Source organism: Romboutsia sp. MSSM.1001216sp_RTP31141st1_G3_RTP31141_220114 (genome assembly GCF_039031195.1).
Taxonomy (GTDB): domain Bacteria; phylum Bacillota; class Clostridia; order Peptostreptococcales; family Peptostreptococcaceae; genus Romboutsia_C; species Romboutsia_C hominis.
Window position 1 is genome coordinate 12,212 of sequence record NZ_JBCIUO010000005.1, and the last position, 18,427, is coordinate 30,638.

Genomic DNA, 18,427 nt, shown 5'->3' on the forward strand with positions numbered 1-18,427 from the left:
TTGCTCCTCCTAATAACTTTCTCTGTATTTCTCGTTAAGAGTTTTTAAGTTTTTAAGTATTTTACTTTCATCTAAGTTTAATTTTTTGTCTGGTTTTGGTAATAACTTTATATGTATAGATTTTGTATTTAGTAAGTTATCATATACAAACTCAAAATCTAATAGTAACAATTCTTTAAACACTTTTAATATTGTAAATACTTTTAAAGGTATCATGTTAAATACCTTCTTTATATCCTTAAAATCAACATTTATTTCTTTATTTGAAAGCATAAATTTATATACGTATATAAATTCTTCTCTTTCTGGAATTAAATTATTTACAATATTGTTTAGATATAGTAAATCCGTTTGACTATAATATTTGATAATTATAGCCTCATTATTCGCTTTTTCGTATAAATGAGAATAGTCCCCCATATTATACAAATAATCATAAAGAATAATATTATTATATCTTTTTATATTAATTTTTTCAATATTTGGAGAGAATATAAGCTGAAGTTTAACACTATTTGACATAATTTCGTTGTAGTTTATGTCAAATCCATCTATTATACCTTCATCTACTAATGACATATCTGATATAGCTCTATAAAACCCATTTATAGTATTTGCTATAACTAATGTATCTTTAGTTATGTAATCAAATATATTAATATCTTTATTTCCACTTATCATTTCTTCTATATTATCAAATCCAAATTTTTCATATAATGAATTTTTATCAACTTCTTTTATATCGTATAAGCAATTTTCACTAGGTATAGTCTTTGAAAATAGTTCAATAATATCTTCATTTGTACTACTATTTTTAGGATAAGACATTCTTATATCTTTTAATAAAAGCTGAATACTTCTTCTTCCCATAAAATTATTTTCATCTAATTGAAAAAGTACATCTACCTTATCTCCTGACATATATCTTTCTTTAAGGTATGCCATATTAAATCCTATACATTCATAAGACTTTTCTTTTTCTATAGTAAACTTTATATGTTGTTTATTTTTACCCATAGTTATTATACTTTTAAGTATTGCATCTCTTACTATGAATCTAGGGTTAGGGTTATTTAATCCATATGGCTCTAGCTTATGAAGTTCTTCTACTAATTCTAAACTTATAGATTCTTCTTTTAATTCAAGTTCTGCTTTTACATTTTCGATTAAGTCTTCTTCAGTAAGTTCATAATCTGCAAACTTATTAACTTCATTAGAAAGCTTGTCTATGTTTTCTTTATCTAAAGATAAACCTGCTGCTTGTTCATGCCCACCAAACTTATTTAATAAATCTTTACATCTTACAAGTGCATCAAATATACTAAACCCTTTTATAGATCTAGCTGAACCTTTAGCTTCACCATCTTCTATAGTTAATAGTATTGTTGGCTTGTAATATTTTTCTGTAAGCTTTGATGCAACTATACCAATAACTCCATGTTGCCACCCTTCATTAGCTATAACTAAAACTTTATCAGTCTTGTACTTTTCATTAGCCTCTATTATAGCCTCTGCTTCTTGATACATTTTTCCTTCTATTAACTGTCTTTCGTTATTTTTCTCTTCTAATAACATAGCTATTTCTTTAGCTTTTTCTGTATCTTTTGTAGTAAATAATTCAACACCTAACATTGAGTATCCAAGTCTACCTGATGCATTTATTCTAGGTCCTATAGAAAATCCTATATGAGATGAACCTATTTTTTCTGTTTCAACTCCACAAACCTTTATAAGCTCCCTTAAGCCTATATTATTGCCCTTAGACATAAGAGTTAAACCATTTTTTACTATTATTCTATTTTCGTCTACTAGCGGTACTATATCACATATAGTAGCTAGGGTTGTTATTTCTAAATATTTATATAAACTATTTTTAAATTCTTCTTTAGGAGTAAGTGCTTGTATTAATTTAAAGGCAACACCGCATCCACAAAGCATATCAAAAGGATAATTACAATCTTCTTGTTTTGAATTTATAACAGCTAGAGCATTAGGTATTTCACTTTGACACTCATGATGGTCTGTTATTATAACATCTATACCTAATTCATTTGCTATTTTTACTTCCTCTACAGATGTAATACCACAGTCTACACTTATCATTAGGTTACATCCTTGATTATGTATGTGTCTTATAGCTTCTTCATTTATGCCATATCCTTCTTCTAATCTATTTGGTATGTAATAATTAACTGGATAGTTAATAGAGTCAAAATATAAACATAATATTGAGGTAGAAGATACTCCATCTACATCATAATCTCCATATATCCATATGCTCTCTTTATTGTCTATAGCTTTTTTTATTCTATCTACGGCTTTATCCATGTCCTTCATTAAAAATGGGTCTCTTAAATATTCTAATGATGGATTCATAAATATTTCTGCATCTTTTTCGTTATTTATTTCCCTATTTTTTAAAATTTGACTAATTTCCGGGGAAATTTTTAATTTTTTACTTAATTCGCTTTCACATACATCTCCCGTATGTTTAAGTGTCCATTTTTTATTGAACATAACTTATCCCCCTCTATTTCTTTTTATATTGAATTCTTATAATTTTGACTACTATTAATATACCTATTATAAATGATATAAAGAAACCGCTTAATGCAGTAAACCTTATCCATATATTATTAGTTATATTAGGTGATGAAATTATAAGTGAGGAACCGACTATTATAGCAGCTAATACTAAACTTAAAGACACTTGTGTAGTTAGATCCCTCATTATTTCCTCTAGTGAAGCAAACTTTATGTCTTCTAATTGAATTTTTATATTGTTTTTTTCTATATTTCTAAGTATACCTCTCATTTGCTTAGGTATAGTTTTCATATCTGATATTATCTCTTCTGTCATATGTTTTGACTTTAAGAAAGCATTTTGAGGATTAAATTTATTTATATAATAATGCTTCATAAATTCTTTACCTATAGATGACACGGAGAAGTTTGGATTTAAATCTCTTCCAGTTCCTTCTAGGGTTATTACTGCTTTTGCAAGTGTAGAAAGCTGTGATGGTATTGATACTTTATATCTTCTAAAGAATCTAAATACTTCATTCATAATATCCGATATATTTATTTTTTCTATTGGAACATCATAATAATAATGAATTAAATATAATAAATCTTGTCTTAGCCCAATTATATCCACTTCATTATTTATAACATCCATCTCTGTTAATATATATATTACCCTATCTACATTCTTCTCTACCAGAGCTACTGCAATTTCATTTAAAGCATTTAGTGTATTTCTATCTACTATTCCTACCATCCCAAAATCAATGTAAGATATAGTGTTTTGACTAACCACAAAAATATTGCCTGGGTGTGGGTCAGCATGAAAAAAGCCATACTCAAATACTTGCTTAAATAAAGACTTAATCCCTATATCACTTATTATCTTTGTGTCCCAATTAAGTTCCTTTATTTTCTCTGCATCATTTAGTTTTATACCTATAATTTTTTCCATTACTAATACTTTTTTTGTAGTAAATTCTCCATAGATTTTAGGTATATAAACTTCTCTACTATTTTCAAACATTTTCCTAAACTTCATAGCATTTATAGCTTCAAAGTTGTAATCTAGCTCTCTCATTAATTGAGTTTGAAACTCTTCAATTATCTGTATAACGTCTATAGAGCTATGTTTATTTGAATCTTTAAATGCTAAAACCATTCCCTTTAGTATTTCTAAATCTGATTTTATCCTACTTTCAATATTAGGTCTTTGTATCTTTATTATTACATCTTCTCCATTTTGAAGCTTGGCTTCATATACTTGTCCAATAGATGCCGCCCCTATTGGATTAGGATTAAATTCATTAAATACTTTTTCTATATCTAGACCTATTTCTTCTTTAAATATCTCTTTAGCAATATCCGTATCAAAAGGTTCTACACTATCTCTAAGCAAAGATAATTCATCTATTATATCTTGGTCTAACAAATCTTTTCTAGTACTTAAGATTTGTCCTAACTTAACATAAGTAGGTCCTAACTCTTCAAAAGCTCGTCTTATCTTTTCCCCCGTAGACATTTGTTTTATTTCTTCAGATGGATTGGTTATAGGTATTTTATATGCTACACCTTCAATATTTAATTTTTCTACTATATAAGAAAACCCATATTTAATTAATATGCGTATAATTTCTTTGTATCTTTTTATATTTCTGTAACTTATTCTCACTCTTATCAGCTCCATCTTTTATTGACTTAAGTAAACAATAAAAGGGCAATATTAAAATTGCCCTTTTAGTTTTCTTATTTATGATTATTTGCAGTTTCTACATATTTTAATGCTGATTTTTTAAGATTTTCTTTTTCTTCATGTGTTAGTTCTCTTATTACTTTTGCAGGTGAACCCATAGCAAGTACTCCTGATGGTATTTCTTTACCTGGAGGTACTAAGCTTCCAGCAGCAAGTAGTGTACTTTCTCCGACTTTAGCACCATCTAACACTATTGCCCCCATACCTATTAATGTATTATCTCCTATTTTACATCCATGTATAAGAGCTTTGTGTCCTATAGTTACATTGTTTCCTATTATAGTCGGTGCATCATGACAAATATGAACTACACATCCATCTTGAATATTTGTATTTTCTCCTATAGTTATGCTACTTTCATCTGCTCTTATAACTACGTTATACCATATGTTAGCATTTTTTCCTATAGTTACATTACCTATTATATCTGCACTATCTGCTACAAACACATTTTCATGAATATTAGGTTCTATTCCTTTGTACCCTTTTATCATCTTATTCTCCTTCTAACATTAATTTTGCTTGTATCATTATTGAACATTCTGTACGTTTCTTTTGCATTTCGCATCCTAATTCATATGGCTTCATTATGTCATTGTTAAAGTTTATTGCATTTGCATGACATCCACCTGAACAGTAGAATTTATTCCAACATTTTTTACAATCTTCTTTGCTGTATACGTGAGCATCTCTAAAGCTCTTTACAACTTCTTTAGGGAATACTATTTCTTCTTCCATTATGTTAGATAGTTTGTAGTCTTCATTTCCAACGAATTGGTGACATGGATACATATCTCCATTTGGAGTTATAGCAAGATATTCATTTCCTGCTCCACATCCTGTTACTCTCTTTATTACACATGGACCTTGATTTAGGTCTATTATAAAGTGGAAGAATTTAAAATCTTTACCTGATTTTAACATATCAGCATATTTTACTGCTAAGTTTTCATATTCTTCAAATACTCTTGGTAAATCTTCCTCTTTAAGAGCATATGGATTTTCATCTGCATCTACAACAGGCTCTATAGATGTAAGAGCAAATCCTTCGTTAGCAAAATGCATAACGTCTTTAGAGAAGTCTAAGTTTTCTCTTGTGAAAGTACCCCTTATGTAGTAGTACTTATCTTTATCTCTACCTTCTACAAGTTTTTTAAACTTTGGTAATATTATGTCATGACTTCCTTTATCATTTAAAGTTGGTCTCATATTATCATTTACTTCTTTTCTACCATCTAAACTTAAAACTGCATTGTGCATATTCTTGTTTATATATTCTATCTTTTCATCATCTAGTAATATACCGTTAGTAGTTATAGTGAATCTTATATTTTTATTGTGTTCTTTTTCTACACTTCTTCCGTACTCAACTAATTGCTTAACTACATCAAAGTTCATTAATGGCTCTCCACCAAAGAAATCTATCTCTAAGTTTCTTCTGTTTCCAGAGTTAGCTATAAGGTAATCTATTGCTTTTTTACCAACTTCAAAACTCATCATTTCCTTAGCTCCACCAAAGTCACCTTGTGCTGCAAAGCAGTATTTACATTTTAAGTTACAATCATGTGCAACATGTAAGCATAATGCCTTAACAACTTTCTTTCTATCAACAAATGCTGGGTGTAATTCATAGCTATCTTCTGTATATAAAAGACCTTCTGATTCTAAAGTAGCTATTTCTTCATATGCTTCTTCTAATTGCTCTTTAGTGAATTCTTCACCTAGAATCTTAAATAATTCTTCCTTTGTATTTTCTTTGTAATGATCTAATAATCTATACGCTACATCATCAACAACATGAACAGCTCCACCATTTACATCTAAAACTATATTATATCCGTTCATTGAAAACTTATGTATCATACTCATTTTGCGTCCTCCCAAGTTTTATTATTTATTCATCTATATCAACAATTTTCCTCATTGTATTTAAACTCTATCCTTCATTATATAACTTAAATAAAATATAGGCAATACTTCAAAAAATTAGCTTAATTTATATCTAAAATAATATTTATGTATATAATCTATGCTAAATCACACTCATTAATTAAAATTAAAATAAGACGTCATAAGTTATGACGCCTTACTTTTTATGTTTATCCTAAACTTATTATCTTTCGCACTCTTGGTTTGCTACTGTACAAGAAGTTTTGCAAGCAGATTGACAAGAAGTTTGACATTCTCCACATCCACCTTTAGCAGCACTTTGCTTTAATGTAGCTTGAGATAAAGTTTTAACATGTTTCTTTTCCATTTTAAGTACCTCCTAGTTAAATTTCCCTATTGATTATATCACAAAATGTATTTATGTAAAACTTCTATTTGAAGTTTACACCCAAAACCCCTCCAATACCACCAGATAAGGATACTAAAAGTGCCTTATAAAGCATACCCATATCAAACATAAATTGATCTTTAGCTAAACAAACTAACAATATAAGAAACACTATATAAACTAAACCTACCAATAATCCATATATAAGACCCTTTTCTTTTATATGTTTAGTAGCATAAAAGCCCCCAAACGCTGAAGATGCTGTAGTTATAACTGAAGATGCCATAGCTATACTGCTTCCTGACATATCTGTAAATGTAAGTATTAAATTATATATAAGTAAAGTAGCTAATGTTAATATGTACGCATATCCAAGACCTTTTAAGATATGATTTGTTTTTTCCATAAAAAATACCTCCCCTCAGTAATATATATATATTCTAGGAAAGGTATTTAAATTACTATTATTTAATTATTTCTCATCTTGTGGCTGAACAGTTCCTATAGCCCATTTTTCAAATGGAACTTTACTTCTGTTTGGTCCAAGTTCTAATACTACATGATCTTCTTCAACCTTTGCAACATGAGCTATTATACCACCTATAGTAGTTACCTTATCTCCTGTTTTTAGGTTTTCTCTCATTTCTTTTAATTGCTTTTCTTTTTTCTTTTGAGGTCTTATTAATAGGAAGTAGAATACAGCAAATACTGCTACCCACATAACTACAGCCATTATCATTTGTTGTGGCATTACCTTCACTCCTTTTTATTATACTAAATTCTATAATACTATAAATATTATAGATTACCCTCCTTGGATAATCTATTTATTTTTAATTAGTATTTATATAAACTATACCCCTAAAATATAGGAAGAGTTTACCTTTTCATTAATAATTATATATTAAAAATACTTTATTTCATAGTACAATTTCTATAATTTGTATCCGTATTGCTTAAAGAACTCTTCTTTAAAGTCTAATAATCTATCTTCCATTATAGCTTGTCTTACTTGCTTCATTAAGTTTAATAGGAAGTGTAAGTTGTGAGTCGTTATTAGTCTTGCTGCTAATATTTCATTAGCCTTAACAAGATGTCTTATATATGCTCTAGTATAATTCTTACAGCAGTAACAATCACAATTTGGATCTAATGGAGTAAAGTCTTTTGCATATTTTGCGTTTCTAACTACTATTTTACCAACACTAGTCATAGCTGTACCGTTTCTAGCTATACGAGTAGGTAAAACACAGTCAAACATATCTATTCCTCTTATAACACCTTCTAATAAGTCGTCAGGACTTCCAACACCCATTAGATATCTTGGCTTATCTTCTGGCATTAGAGGTACTGTATAATCTAATACTTCATACATTAATTCTTTAGGCTCTCCAACACTTAGACCACCTACTGCATATCCTGGTAAATCTAATTCTAATATTTCTTTAGCAGATTGCTCTCTTAAATCTTTGTACATCCCACCTTGAATTATACCAAATAATGCTTGTTTTTCAGTGTTTTTATGAGCTTCTTTACATCTTTTTAACCATCTTGTAGTTCTTTCTAAAGAGTTTTTAACATACTCTCTATCCGCTGGATATGGAGCACATTCATCAAAGGCCATCATTATATCTGAACCTAGAGCATTTTGTATTTCCATAGCTTTTTCAGGACTTATAAAGTGTTTAGATCCATCTATATGAGATCTAAAATGTACACCTTCTTCTGTTATCTTTCTAAGTGGCCCTAAACTAAATACTTGGAATCCTCCACTATCTGTAAGTATTGGCTTATCCCAGTTCATAAACTTATGAAGCCCACCAGCTTCCTTAACTAACTCATGTCCTGGTCTCATATATAAGTGATATGTGTTACTTAATATTATTTGAGATCCTATTTCTTTTAACTCTTCTGGAGTCATTGATTTTACTGTTGCTTGAGTTCCAACAGGCATAAATATAGGTGTTTCTATAACCCCATGTGGAGTGTGAAGTCTTCCTAATCTAGCTCCACTTTGCTTACATGTTTTTATAAGCTCATATCTTATTGCACTCATAATTTTGTCTCCTTACTATCTATTCATTTTATACGTTGTGTTGCTTCATTCTTTCTCTACAAGCTTCGCATTCTTCACATTCTTGACCTTCTTCACAGTCTTCATAGTGAATACTGGTTATATTCATAGTACTGTTATCCTTAGCTATTAAGTATTTTCTAATAATAAACAATCCTGCTATTGCTATAACACCTAATAATACTTCTGTCATACCTTCACTCTTTGGAAGTAATAGCATTTTTCTAGCTATTGCATATAGTAATACCTCTAAAAGAGCACCTGGAATATGAAGTGATAACATTACTACAAGCTCTACCCCTATAACTAAAAGTAAAATCTGTCCTAATATATCATTTAGTTGACCATAATCAACCGGTGTATGAAAATCTACTATATAGGCTGTCCATATTACTCTTAAAACGTCTATAGTTCCTAAAAATACAGCAAGTAGAACCACCATTGCTAAAATTGATTCAAAAACATAGGCTATTCTTAAAGATAAATTATTTTTATCTATATTTTTCATCAAATTCCCCCTATTTTATAATCATGGCATCTCCGAAACTAAAGAATCTATATTTTTCTTCAACTGCAACATTATATGCATTTAATGTTTTGTCTTTTCCACATAAAGCACTTACTAACATTATTAAAGTTGACTCTGGTAAGTGGAAGTTAGTTATAAGTCTATCTACTACCTTAAACTTATATCCTGGGTATATAAATATATTAGTCCATCCACTAGACTCTTGTACAACTCCATCTTCACTACTTGCAGACTCTACAGTTCTACAGCTAGTAGTTCCAACACATATAACTTTCTTTCCATTAGCTTTTGCTTTATTTATTTTGTCAGCTGCCTCTTTATCTACCATATAAAACTCAGAGTGCATCTCATGATTTAATACATCTTCTACTTTTACTGGTCTAAAAGTTCCAAGGCCAACATGAAGAGTAACAAATGCTATATCTACACCTTTTGCTTTTATCTCACTAAGTAGCTCTTGTGTAAAGTGTAACCCTGCTGTTGGTGCTGCCGCTGAACCATTGTGTTTTGAATATACAGTTTGATATCTTTCTCTCTCTTCTAATCTTTCTGTTATATATGGAGGAAGTGGCATATTTCCTAGTTCATCTAAAACTTCTTCAAATATTCCTTCATAATAAAACTTTATTATTCTAGAACCCTCTTCAGCAAGTCCCACTACTTCTCCTATTAGCTTTCCATTTCCAAAAGAGAATTTAGCTCCTACCTTAGCTCTTTTACCTGGCTTAACTAGAGCTTGCCAAGTATCCTCTTCTGTTCTTTTAAGTAAAAGAAATTCTATTTTTCCTCCAGTATCAAGTTTTTCTCCTATCAATCTAGCTGGTATAACTCTAGTATTGTTAAGAACTAAGCAATCTCCTGGATTTAAATAATTTATTATATCTTTAAATATCTTATGCTCAATTTCTCCGCTTTCTCTATCTAAGACCATAAGCTTTGAGCTTGATCTATCCTTTATAGGTACTTGCGCTATTAATTCTTCTGGTAGGTCAAAGTAAAAATCACTTGTCTTCAATTTAAACGTCCTTTCCATAAAATTTATATAATTATCATAATAACAAAAATATCATATTTTTTCTATATTCATATTCCTAGCCATTATTATAACTCTATAAATTAATGATTTTTTATTTCGTCTTTATTTTACTTTTCTATTTTACCCTAGATTTCTTTTTAAAACAAAGCCTAGTTTTTATTTTTAATAGCTTTATTTAGTAGGGTAAGGAATTTTTAGGTGCTCATAGGCAAGTGGCATTGCCACCCTTCCCCTTGGCCCTCTATTTAAAAATCCTAATTGTAATAAATAAGGTTCATATACATCTTCTATAGTATTTCTATCTTCTCCTATTGATGCAGCTAATGTATCTAGCCCTACAGGTCCACCCTTAAACTTTTCAATTATTGTCATAAGTAACTTTTCGTCTACATAGTCAAGACCTAAACTATCTACGCCTAAAAGTTCTAGTGCCTTATCTGCAACTTCGTTAGTTATATCTCCATCTGCTCTTACTTGTGCATAGTCTCTTACTCTTTTTAAAAGTCTATTTGCTATTCTTGGTGTTCCTCTAGAACGTCTTGCTATTTCTATTGCACCACCTTCCTCTATAGTAGCTCCTAATATTTCAGCTGATCTTATGACTATTTTTGCTAATTCATCAACAGTGTAATAATCTAGTTTTGATATAACTCCAAATCTATCTCTTAGTGGATTTGTAAGCATACCAGCTCTAGTTGTAGCTCCTATTAGTGTAAATTTTGGAAGGTCTAGTCTTATACTTCTAGCTGATGGACCTTTTCCAATTATTATATCCAAACAAAAATCTTCCATTGCAGGATATAATACTTCTTCTACACTTCTATTTATACGATGTATTTCATCTATGAATAATACGTCATTTTCATTTAAGTTAGTTAGTATTGCAGCTAAATCCCCTGCTCTTTCTATTGCAGGACCTGATGTTATTCTTAGATTAACACCCATTTCATTAGCTATTATACTTGATAAAGTTGTCTTACCTAATCCTGGAGGTCCATATAATAGTACATGGTCTAATTGTTCATTTCTAGACTTTGCAGCCTCTATAAATATTTTTAACTGTTCTTTAGCTTTTTCTTGACCTAAATAATCATCTAGAGATTTTGGTCTTAAGCTATTTTCTATATCTACATCTTCATTTTTCATGGTAGATGTAATTATTCTGTTTTCATCTTCAAAATCGTACATAATCCTACCCCCTTACATTTTATTGTCTGTAAACAATTTATTTAAGTTAAATTCCTTCAATCAACTTAATTTTTAGTATTTAATATAAAGCCTTGTAAATATACAATATTAAATATCTTCATTGATTCAATTTTCAACTAATATATCATATTTTATAAATTTATCTTAATGCCTTACTCATTAGATATGTTAGTGATTTCTTTATTATGTCTTCTGTATTAAGTCCGTCTTTTTTACATTTATCTACTGCTTCCTTTGCCTCAGCACTTGAGTACCCAAGAGCAAGTAATGCATCTACTGCTTCGTCTTTTGATATAGCAACTGGAGCTTGCGTAAGTAGAGTTGGCTCAAATTCTATATTATTTTTATCTACTTTATCTTTTAACTCAAGTATTATTCTTTCAGCTGTCTTTTTACCTACACCTGGTGCTTTAGACATTTTTGCTATATCTTCACTTAATATATAGGCTCCTAATTGTCCTGGTGTTGCAAAAGATAATATACCAAGTCCAACTTTAGGACCTATTTTTGATACAGATGTTAATAATTCAAACATATGCATTTCTTCTTTTGTTGAAAATCCACAAAGACTCATATCATCTTCTCTTACTATAAGTTTTGTATATATCTTTGCCATACTTCCTATTTCTAAATCTTTTATAGTGTTTGATGATGCATTTATTTTATATCCTATATTATTATTATCTATTACTATATGGTCTAAATATATTTCTTCTATTGTTCCTTTTATATAACTATACATACTTACCCCCTATATTTTTTAATGTTTTTTCCAATCTATTGGCATGAGCATGACATATTGCAACTGCTAAAGCATCTGCTACGTCATCTGGCTTTGGTACTGCTTTTAGGTTTAAAAATGAAGTTACCATTTGCTGAACCTGTGCCTTTTGTGCCCTTCCATATCCTACTACACCTTGTTTAACCTGAAGAGGTGTGTATTCATATACAGGCTTATTATTGTGTGAACAAGCAAGCATGGTTACTCCTCTAGCTTGTGCTACACTTATAGCCGTCTTAACATTTTTATTAAAGAACAATTCCTCTATTCCAACTTCATCTACATTGTATTTTTTTATTATTAAATCAATTCCTTTATAAACAAGTTCTAATCTTTTTAATGTATCCATTCCTGCAGGAGTTGTAACTGCTCCATAATCTATTACTCTAAATTTCGAATTTTTATACTCTATTATTCCAAACCCAACTATTGCTATTCCTGGGTCTATGCCTAGTATTATCAAATAAAACTTCCTCCCATTAATCTTTGTAACTCAAATAAAACTTATGTTCTTATACATTATAGCATAAGTTTTATTTACGTTACAAAAATAACCACAACATATACACTACGTTGTGGTTATTTCATTAACTTCCGAAGTTTTCAAGTCTTGAGTAAGCTTCTTCCTGTGAATCTACGACCACTCCCTTTTGAATTTCTTCTTGTACTGATTTTGGAAGTGAATTTATATGTATTTGAGTATCCTCTACTAATTCTCGATTTCCATCATCATCATATTTATAAAGTCCTATAAGATCATCATCTGCTTCTAAAGCATACTTATTGCTTCTAGATGCATCTTTATGTGTTTGAATTTCTGATAAAACTATCTCATATTTACTTATTTTTTCTACTTCCCTTTCTGGATATTTATTTTTTAAATATTCTCTTATTTCTTTCTCATTCATTTCTACTAATGATTTATCTACTGTTCCTACCATCATAGGATTCTTATCTGATTCGCTGCCATCTTCATTTTTCTTATGAACCCATATTTCACAATCCTTACTCAAACCAAATACTTCTTTAACCTTTTGTTCTTTTTTTATTTCTTCTTTAGCATTCACTTTTTGAGCATCTGCACTATTAGTTTTTACTCCTATATAAATACCACCTGTTAAAGCAACCACTCCTGCTATTATCATAACAGGTATTTTCCAATTAAATGGGTCTCTTCTTTCAAACATTAAAATACCTCCTTCTACATAATTTATTGTTATAGATATAAAATCTTTTATATTTAGGTAATTTTTAGTAATTATTTATATTTGAATTTTTGTCCCATTAATTGTTTTTTATACATATTATATATATCATTATTAAATTTATTTATAAGGGGGGTATTTATGTGAGTTCATACGTTAAAGAAATTTCCGATAGACTTGATTTTATAGAATTTAAGCAAAACATTTTACTTTTAAAACAACCACAACATAAGGCATCTATATTTTATGACCTTACCTTAGATGATTTTTTAAAGATAAAAAGCTTAACTGCTAAAGTTTCTGATATCATGACACGTGGAGAAAAATATACTATATATGATTTTGAAAAAGAATTATTTGTTATATGGCCACCTATAAAAAGCTATCCATCATCATCAACATTGGTTGCAAAAGCGCTTATGGATACTCAATATTTTGATCAATTATTTATGCACGATAACTAATATATTTATTTTTATTGTTAAATAATGATATATTTTCCTTATTCTTGGAAATACTCCTAATAGATTTATTAATTTATTAGGAGGTTAATTTTATGTCTAGTGTAAACTGTAATGTAATAAATTGTTCACATAATGATAGCGGAATGTGTTATGCAAATAAAATTGCTGTTAATGGCAAAAAATCTCATACAAGCACTCATACTTGTTGTAGTTCCTTTGTAGAGTCTAGTGATAACTTATCTAGTTCTAATAATGATCATCCATGTTCATTTATAGGATGTAATGTTAAAACATGTACTCATAATGCAGGTGTCATATGTGCACTTAATAATATAGCTGTTACTTCTAAAACGCCTAGACCAAATGAGTTATCTGAAACATATTGTTCTAGTTTTAAATGCAAATAAATACATAAAAAACCTAGACCAAATATTTTGGCCTAGGCTCTTATCTTTATAGATTATTCTTCGATTTCCCAGTTATGAGCTATAGATTGAACATCATCATCTTCTTCTAACATATCAACTAATTTTTCCATGAACTTTAATTGTTCTTCATCAGTTAATACTGTTGTAGTTTGAGGTATTAATTTTACCTCAGCAGATATAAATTCATATCCCTTAGCTTGTAACTCATCTCTTACAGCTGTAAAGTCTTCTGGAGCTGTTATTACTTCAAATCCATCTTCTTCTGTTATGAAGTCTTCTGCACCAGCTTCTAGAGCAGCATCCATTAATTCTTCTTCTGAAACTTCATCAGTGGCTTCTATTAACATTTGTCCTTTTTTATCGAACATAAATGATACACATCCGCTAGTTCCTAAGTTTCCACCGTTTTTATCAAAATAATATCTTACGTTACCAGCAGTTCTGTTTTTGTTGTCTGTTAAAGCTTCAACTATAACAGCAACTCCACCTGGTCCGTATCCTTCATAAACTATAGTCTCATAGTTCTCGTTAGCTCCACCGCCTGCTCCTTTAGCTATAGCTCTATCTATGTTGTCGTTTGGCATATTATCAGCTTTAGCTTTTTCTATAGCAGTTTTTAAAGTAGCATTGTATTCTGGATCTCCTCCACCTTCTTTAGCTGCAACAGCTATTGCTCTAGCATGCTTAGTGAATATCTTTGCTCTTTTGGCATCTTGCTTACCTTTTCTATTTATTATGTTTCCTATACGTCCCATACTTTCACTCCTTACTACGTATGATTAATTTTATATTATTTAGAAATATATATATATTTCTAATCATTTAATAAATTCTCATAAATTTATTATTACTCGTAAATTTTAGCATATATATTTAAATTAGTAAATTAGAACTTAGGAGGACCTGCTGGCGTGTGTCTTTTATGCTCACTCACTCTGTGAAGTCTGTCGATTATTTCCTTATCTTTTTGTGGAACTTCATCTAACCTTCCTTCCACTACTGCATCTATCATATCATAAGTCGTACCCATTTCATTTTCATCAGTTTGTCCTTCCCAAAGACCTGCTGATGGTGCCTTATTTATTACATCTTTATGTACGCCTAATACTTTTGCCCACTCGTATACTTCTTTTTTAGTAAGGTTTGATAACGGCACTAAATCTACTCCTCCATCTCCATATTTTGTGAAGTAACCTGTATGTATTTCCGCCGCATTATCTGTTCCTACTACTAAGTATCCTAAATTGTTTGCCACTGTATATACAGTACTCATTCTAACTCTCGCTCTTAAATTTGCATCTGTCATTTTTAAATAATCTTCTTTATATAAATTCTTTTCTTTAAGAGAATTTATTACTGTACTTAATATTAAATCTTGCGGCTGTGTTAAATCTAAGTCAAGAAATTCTATACCACATCCATTTATAACTTTAAGGGCATCTTCTCTATCATTTGGATTGCTTTTTATGCTCATTATTACACCCATAGAATTTTCAGGAAATGCTTTTTTTATAAGGTAAGCTACTACAGCTGAATCTATCCCACCAGATACTCCAACAATTAAGCCTTTACTATTAGCTTCCTTAACTTTTTCCCTTAACCACTCTACAGTTTTGTCTATCTTTAACTTTATATCTTTCATATTTATCTCCTATCCACACTTTACATATTTTGTATATTTTCATTATATCATATGTTTATAAATAAAAAAAATCCATCTATTTAGAACTAATTAATTACTTAAATAGCTATCTAAAAATAGATGGATTTTTTATTTTAAATTAGTCTACGCTTATTGCATCAACTGGACAGCTTTCTTCAGCTTCTTTAGATGCATCTTGTTCACCTTCTGGAACTTCGCCACTTATTGCTACTGCTTTTCCATCATCGTCCATTGAAAATACTTCTGGACATATAGTTGGACATAGGCCACATGATATACATGTATCTTTATCTACTACTGCTTTCATAATTGAACTCTCCTACATAAATATATTTTCAGATGATTTTCTGAATTTCTCCTTCTAATTGAAGGTATTTAAGCTCGTTTAATCATAGTATAACCATATATATAAATTAAAATTCAAAATTATTTTCTCTTAATTATTATATATTACATAAATATAATTTAGCATTTCTGTAAAAGCTATCTTTAAAAGGTGATTATAATGAAAAATAAACATTTTAATTTTAATATTAAAAATACATTAATAGGTCTTATAACAGGGTTTATAAATGGGGTATTTGGATCTGGAGGAGGTACTTTATTAGTTCCTATATTAAACAACATATTAAAGGTTGAAGAACACAAGTCCCATGCTACTGCATTGGCGATAATAGTTTTTCTTACAAGTGCAAGCTCTGTTGTATATATTTCTAATGGTACCTATGATCTTGAACTTACATTTAAAGTGGCTGTAGGAAGTGTTATTGGTGGAATATTAGGTGCTAAGCTTTTATGTAAAGTAACTGGGCGTTTTTTACGGATTTCATTTGGGCTTATTATGATTATTGCATCTTTAAGGATGGTGTTTTAGATTGCTGTATTTGATAGGATTTTTAGGTGGCATAATAGGTGGAATGGGTATGGGCGGCGGAACTATTTTAATACCAGCCCTAATCTTATTCCTAAATATTGATCCAAAGATAGCTCAAAGCATAAACTTACTTTCTTCAATTCCAATGACAATATTTGCATTAATGGTTCATATAAAAAATAAAAACACTATTTTAAAACTTATAATTCCAATTGCAACCTTCGGTGTTATTGGTGCTGTTATTGGTTCTCTAGTAGCTAACCACCTTTCATCAGAACTACTTAGAAAAATATTTGGAGTATTCCTTTTATCCATAGGATGTTTAGAGATTTACAAAGGTATAAAATGCCCTCCTAAATCTTGTAAATGTAGTTTTAAGAAAATAAAAAAATGAGTTCTAATAAATAGAACTCATTTTTTTATTTACATGTTTTGATAAGATTGTAATAATCTTATATAATGATTAGCTTCTCTTAATACATGATCTCCAAGAAGTGGAAGTATTATAGATCTTATTTTACAACTTGCAATCCCCTCTGTTCCTGCTTGTTTGAAGTTTCTAAGTTGAATAGTTTGATTTAATGTTTTATTTGTAATACTATTTATCGTTGCATTCATCATATTTTTTGCATCTTCTATTAAATCCTCAAAATCATCTGAAAATTCATCTGCAGTTTCAATTAAGTTATTTTCAGAAGGATCAAGTAGTCCCCTTATAAATAGTGCATGTTCCATCATTATTTGATCCCAGAATAACTCTGTTTCTCTAGCATCTTTAGAATCAATATCAACTCTATTATCAAGATCTTCCACTAATGAAAGATATAATTTTGCCTCACGAAGTATATGTTCAATAAGTAATGGGTAGTTAACTGTAAACAAGTTACAAGATAATACTCCATCTAATAATCTTTCCTTAAAACCAATAAGTCCCTTAAGTAATCTCTTTGCATTGTCATTAAGTTGACCTACATAATTTACTAAATTAGCGCTAACATTAGGATTATTTCCACTACGTAGCCTTGATTCTGATCTAGTTATATTTTGGTCTATTTCTATTCCTGTTAAATTTTGTGTCTTTCCTTCTGTACCTAATGTATAGTTAGTAATAATTTCTCCAGATTGTAAGACATTAGGTCTAATTATTCCATTACTAGCACTCACTGCAAATGATAGTAATTTTTCAAATTCCCTTTTGTAATGTTCTGCCTCATTAGCAAGGTCTGAGTTTTTAGGTGTAAATCCGGCCGCTAAAAAAATAGAGTGCTCTTTCATTATCCTTGCAAAAAATAGATGTAATTCAAGAGATAAAATAGCATACTTTTGATCGTTTATCATATTTCCTCCTAAAAATCATTTTTATCTATAATATGCATTTAAATATAACTTAGTGAATAGAAAATTTAATTCCCTTAAGTTACAAATTAAAATTTTGGTCAATATTTTAATCAAGGTAAAAATTCTATAATTAATGTATTACATCTTTCTTTATGCTCATAATAATTAAATATCAATAAAAAGTTTACATATTAATACTCTAGTATATAAAAATAGAGTAAGTCAAAATACTTACTCTATTTGTTTTATAAGAATATCACTAAAATTATTTA

The 18,427-nt window shown here is 29.5% G+C and carries 22 protein-coding genes; 4 read left to right on the plus strand and 18 right to left on the minus strand.

Features of this window, described 5'->3' with window-relative positions:
• Window positions 1-9: 9 nt before the first annotated feature.
• The 14 genes from recJ to ABCP60_RS09295 form a co-directional block, all read right to left on the minus strand.
• Window positions 10-2,517, minus strand: coding sequence for a single-stranded-DNA-specific exonuclease RecJ (gene recJ / locus ABCP60_RS09230; RefSeq protein ID WP_343101650.1), 2,508 nt, complete (start codon window positions 2,515-2,517; stop codon window positions 10-12).
• 13 nt (window positions 2,518-2,530) lie between these two features.
• Window positions 2,531-4,195: an AarF/ABC1/UbiB kinase family protein gene (locus tag ABCP60_RS09235; protein ID WP_092923776.1), complete on the minus strand. Its 1,665-nt coding sequence runs from the start codon at window positions 4,193-4,195 to the stop codon at window positions 2,531-2,533.
• A gap of 74 nt (window positions 4,196-4,269) precedes the next feature.
• Window positions 4,270-4,770 (minus strand): gamma carbonic anhydrase family protein, encoded by a 501-nt coding sequence (locus ABCP60_RS09240; protein WP_092923773.1) that lies wholly within the window; start codon window positions 4,768-4,770, stop codon window positions 4,270-4,272.
• Window position 4,771: 1 nt separating this feature from the next.
• A complete protein-coding gene (gene scfB, locus ABCP60_RS09245) occupies window positions 4,772-6,145 on the minus strand; it encodes a thioether cross-link-forming SCIFF peptide maturase (protein WP_166505987.1) in 1,374 nt (457 codons plus the stop codon).
• 244 nt (window positions 6,146-6,389) lie between these two features.
• On the minus strand, window positions 6,390-6,533 hold the full coding sequence (gene scfA, locus ABCP60_RS09250) for a six-cysteine ranthipeptide SCIFF (RefSeq protein ID WP_092923767.1): 144 nt from the start codon (window positions 6,531-6,533) through the stop codon (window positions 6,390-6,392).
• 64 nt (window positions 6,534-6,597) lie between these two features.
• Entirely contained in the window at window positions 6,598-6,960 is a 363-nt protein-coding gene (locus ABCP60_RS09255; RefSeq protein WP_092923764.1) for a TIGR04086 family membrane protein, read from the minus strand.
• 66 nt (window positions 6,961-7,026) lie between these two features.
• A complete protein-coding gene (gene yajC / locus ABCP60_RS09260; protein ID WP_092923761.1) occupies window positions 7,027-7,305 on the minus strand; it encodes a preprotein translocase subunit YajC in 279 nt (92 codons plus the stop codon).
• A 183-nt stretch (window positions 7,306-7,488) separates the two neighbouring features.
• Window positions 7,489-8,610 carry a tRNA guanosine(34) transglycosylase Tgt gene (gene tgt, locus ABCP60_RS09265; RefSeq protein ID WP_092923758.1) on the minus strand — a complete coding sequence of 374 codons (1,122 nt, stop codon included), beginning with the start codon at window positions 8,608-8,610 and terminating at the stop codon, window positions 7,489-7,491.
• Window positions 8,611-8,638: 28 nt separating this feature from the next.
• Window positions 8,639-9,136 carry a phosphate-starvation-inducible PsiE family protein gene (locus ABCP60_RS09270; protein WP_092923755.1) on the minus strand — a complete coding sequence of 166 codons (498 nt, stop codon included), beginning with the start codon at window positions 9,134-9,136 and terminating at the stop codon, window positions 8,639-8,641.
• Between the two features lie 10 nt (window positions 9,137-9,146).
• Window positions 9,147-10,172, minus strand: coding sequence for a tRNA preQ1(34) S-adenosylmethionine ribosyltransferase-isomerase QueA (queA, locus tag ABCP60_RS09275; RefSeq protein WP_343101651.1), 1,026 nt, complete (start codon window positions 10,170-10,172; stop codon window positions 9,147-9,149).
• Between the two features lie 192 nt (window positions 10,173-10,364).
• Window positions 10,365-11,381: a Holliday junction branch migration DNA helicase RuvB gene (gene ruvB / locus ABCP60_RS09280; protein WP_092923749.1), complete on the minus strand. Its 1,017-nt coding sequence runs from the start codon at window positions 11,379-11,381 to the stop codon at window positions 10,365-10,367.
• Window positions 11,382-11,541: 160 nt separating this feature from the next.
• A complete protein-coding gene (gene ruvA, locus ABCP60_RS09285; protein WP_092923746.1) occupies window positions 11,542-12,144 on the minus strand; it encodes a Holliday junction branch migration protein RuvA in 603 nt (200 codons plus the stop codon).
• Window positions 12,137-12,646, minus strand: coding sequence for a crossover junction endodeoxyribonuclease RuvC (ruvC, locus tag ABCP60_RS09290; protein ID WP_240294389.1), 510 nt, complete (start codon window positions 12,644-12,646; stop codon window positions 12,137-12,139). The genes ruvA and ruvC overlap by 8 nt, the downstream gene beginning before the upstream one ends.
• Before the next feature lie 124 nt (window positions 12,647-12,770).
• Window positions 12,771-13,370: a hypothetical protein gene (locus tag ABCP60_RS09295; protein ID WP_343101652.1), complete on the minus strand. Its 600-nt coding sequence runs from the start codon at window positions 13,368-13,370 to the stop codon at window positions 12,771-12,773.
• Window positions 13,371-13,531: 161 nt separating this feature from the next.
• Here ABCP60_RS09295 and ABCP60_RS09300 point away from each other — a divergent pair, with 161 nt between their 5' ends.
• Both ABCP60_RS09300 and ABCP60_RS09305 read left to right on the plus strand, forming a co-directional pair.
• The gene (locus ABCP60_RS09300) at window positions 13,532-13,852 is read left to right on the plus strand and encodes a hypothetical protein (RefSeq protein WP_092923737.1); all 321 of its coding nucleotides are present in this window, start codon (window positions 13,532-13,534) and stop codon (window positions 13,850-13,852) included.
• A 92-nt stretch (window positions 13,853-13,944) separates the two neighbouring features.
• The gene (locus ABCP60_RS09305) at window positions 13,945-14,259 is read left to right on the plus strand and encodes a DUF1540 domain-containing protein (protein ID WP_092923734.1); all 315 of its coding nucleotides are present in this window, start codon (window positions 13,945-13,947) and stop codon (window positions 14,257-14,259) included.
• 53 nt (window positions 14,260-14,312) lie between these two features.
• On the opposite strand, the gene ABCP60_RS09310 is transcribed toward ABCP60_RS09305, so the two are convergent.
• The 3 genes from ABCP60_RS09310 to ABCP60_RS09320 form a co-directional block, all read right to left on the minus strand.
• Window positions 14,313-15,035 (minus strand): YebC/PmpR family DNA-binding transcriptional regulator, encoded by a 723-nt coding sequence (locus tag ABCP60_RS09310; RefSeq protein ID WP_092923731.1) that lies wholly within the window; start codon window positions 15,033-15,035, stop codon window positions 14,313-14,315.
• 131 nt (window positions 15,036-15,166) lie between these two features.
• On the minus strand, window positions 15,167-15,922 hold the full coding sequence (gene nadE / locus ABCP60_RS09315) for an NAD(+) synthase (RefSeq protein WP_166505989.1): 756 nt from the start codon (window positions 15,920-15,922) through the stop codon (window positions 15,167-15,169).
• Between the two features lie 139 nt (window positions 15,923-16,061).
• Entirely contained in the window at window positions 16,062-16,250 is a 189-nt protein-coding gene (locus ABCP60_RS09320) for a ferredoxin (RefSeq protein WP_092923725.1), read from the minus strand.
• Between the two features lie 198 nt (window positions 16,251-16,448).
• Here ABCP60_RS09320 and ABCP60_RS09325 point away from each other — a divergent pair, with 198 nt between their 5' ends.
• Both ABCP60_RS09325 and ABCP60_RS09330 read left to right on the plus strand, forming a co-directional pair.
• Window positions 16,449-16,817: a sulfite exporter TauE/SafE family protein gene (locus tag ABCP60_RS09325; protein ID WP_195238293.1), complete on the plus strand. Its 369-nt coding sequence runs from the start codon at window positions 16,449-16,451 to the stop codon at window positions 16,815-16,817.
• A gap of 1 nt (window position 16,818) precedes the next feature.
• Window positions 16,819-17,211, plus strand: coding sequence for a sulfite exporter TauE/SafE family protein (locus tag ABCP60_RS09330; protein ID WP_166505991.1), 393 nt, complete (start codon window positions 16,819-16,821; stop codon window positions 17,209-17,211).
• A gap of 29 nt (window positions 17,212-17,240) precedes the next feature.
• On the opposite strand, the gene ABCP60_RS09335 is transcribed toward ABCP60_RS09330, so the two are convergent.
• Window positions 17,241-18,155 carry a DUF2935 domain-containing protein gene (locus tag ABCP60_RS09335; protein WP_343101653.1) on the minus strand — a complete coding sequence of 305 codons (915 nt, stop codon included), beginning with the start codon at window positions 18,153-18,155 and terminating at the stop codon, window positions 17,241-17,243.
• Window positions 18,156-18,427 lie beyond the last annotated feature (272 nt).

Excerpts from the sequence above, each read along its gene's own strand:
- recJ (WP_343101650.1), bottom strand. The coding sequence starts at position 2,517 with ATGTTCAATAAAAAATGGACACTTAAACATACGGGAGATGTATGTGAA.
- ABCP60_RS09240 (WP_092923773.1), bottom strand. The coding sequence starts at position 4,770 with ATGATAAAAGGGTACAAAGGAATAGAACCTAATATTCATGAAAATGTG.
- scfB (WP_166505987.1), bottom strand. The coding sequence starts at position 6,145 with ATGAGTATGATACATAAGTTTTCAATGAACGGATATAATATAGTTTTA.
- scfA (WP_092923767.1), bottom strand. The coding sequence starts at position 6,533 with ATGGAAAAGAAACATGTTAAAACTTTATCTCAAGCTACATTAAAGCAA.
- ABCP60_RS09255 (WP_092923764.1), bottom strand. The coding sequence starts at position 6,960 with ATGGAAAAAACAAATCATATCTTAAAAGGTCTTGGATATGCGTACATA.
- yajC (WP_092923761.1), bottom strand. The coding sequence starts at position 7,305 with ATGCCACAACAAATGATAATGGCTGTAGTTATGTGGGTAGCAGTATTT.
- tgt (WP_092923758.1), bottom strand. The coding sequence starts at position 8,610 with ATGAGTGCAATAAGATATGAGCTTATAAAAACATGTAAGCAAAGTGGA.
- ABCP60_RS09270 (WP_092923755.1), bottom strand. The coding sequence starts at position 9,136 with ATGAAAAATATAGATAAAAATAATTTATCTTTAAGAATAGCCTATGTT.
- ruvB (WP_092923749.1), bottom strand. The coding sequence starts at position 11,381 with ATGTACGATTTTGAAGATGAAAACAGAATAATTACATCTACCATGAAA.
- ruvA (WP_092923746.1), bottom strand. The coding sequence starts at position 12,144 with ATGTATAGTTATATAAAAGGAACAATAGAAGAAATATATTTAGACCAT.
- ABCP60_RS09295 (WP_343101652.1), bottom strand. The coding sequence starts at position 13,370 with ATGTTTGAAAGAAGAGACCCATTTAATTGGAAAATACCTGTTATGATA.
- ABCP60_RS09305 (WP_092923734.1), top strand. The coding sequence starts at position 13,945 with ATGTCTAGTGTAAACTGTAATGTAATAAATTGTTCACATAATGATAGC.
- ABCP60_RS09310 (WP_092923731.1), bottom strand. The coding sequence starts at position 15,035 with ATGGGACGTATAGGAAACATAATAAATAGAAAAGGTAAGCAAGATGCC.
- nadE (WP_166505989.1), bottom strand. The coding sequence starts at position 15,922 with ATGAAAGATATAAAGTTAAAGATAGACAAAACTGTAGAGTGGTTAAGG.
- ABCP60_RS09320 (WP_092923725.1), bottom strand. The coding sequence starts at position 16,250 with ATGAAAGCAGTAGTAGATAAAGATACATGTATATCATGTGGCCTATGT.
- ABCP60_RS09325 (WP_195238293.1), top strand. The coding sequence starts at position 16,449 with ATGAAAAATAAACATTTTAATTTTAATATTAAAAATACATTAATAGGT.
- ABCP60_RS09335 (WP_343101653.1), bottom strand. The coding sequence starts at position 18,155 with ATGATAAACGATCAAAAGTATGCTATTTTATCTCTTGAATTACATCTA.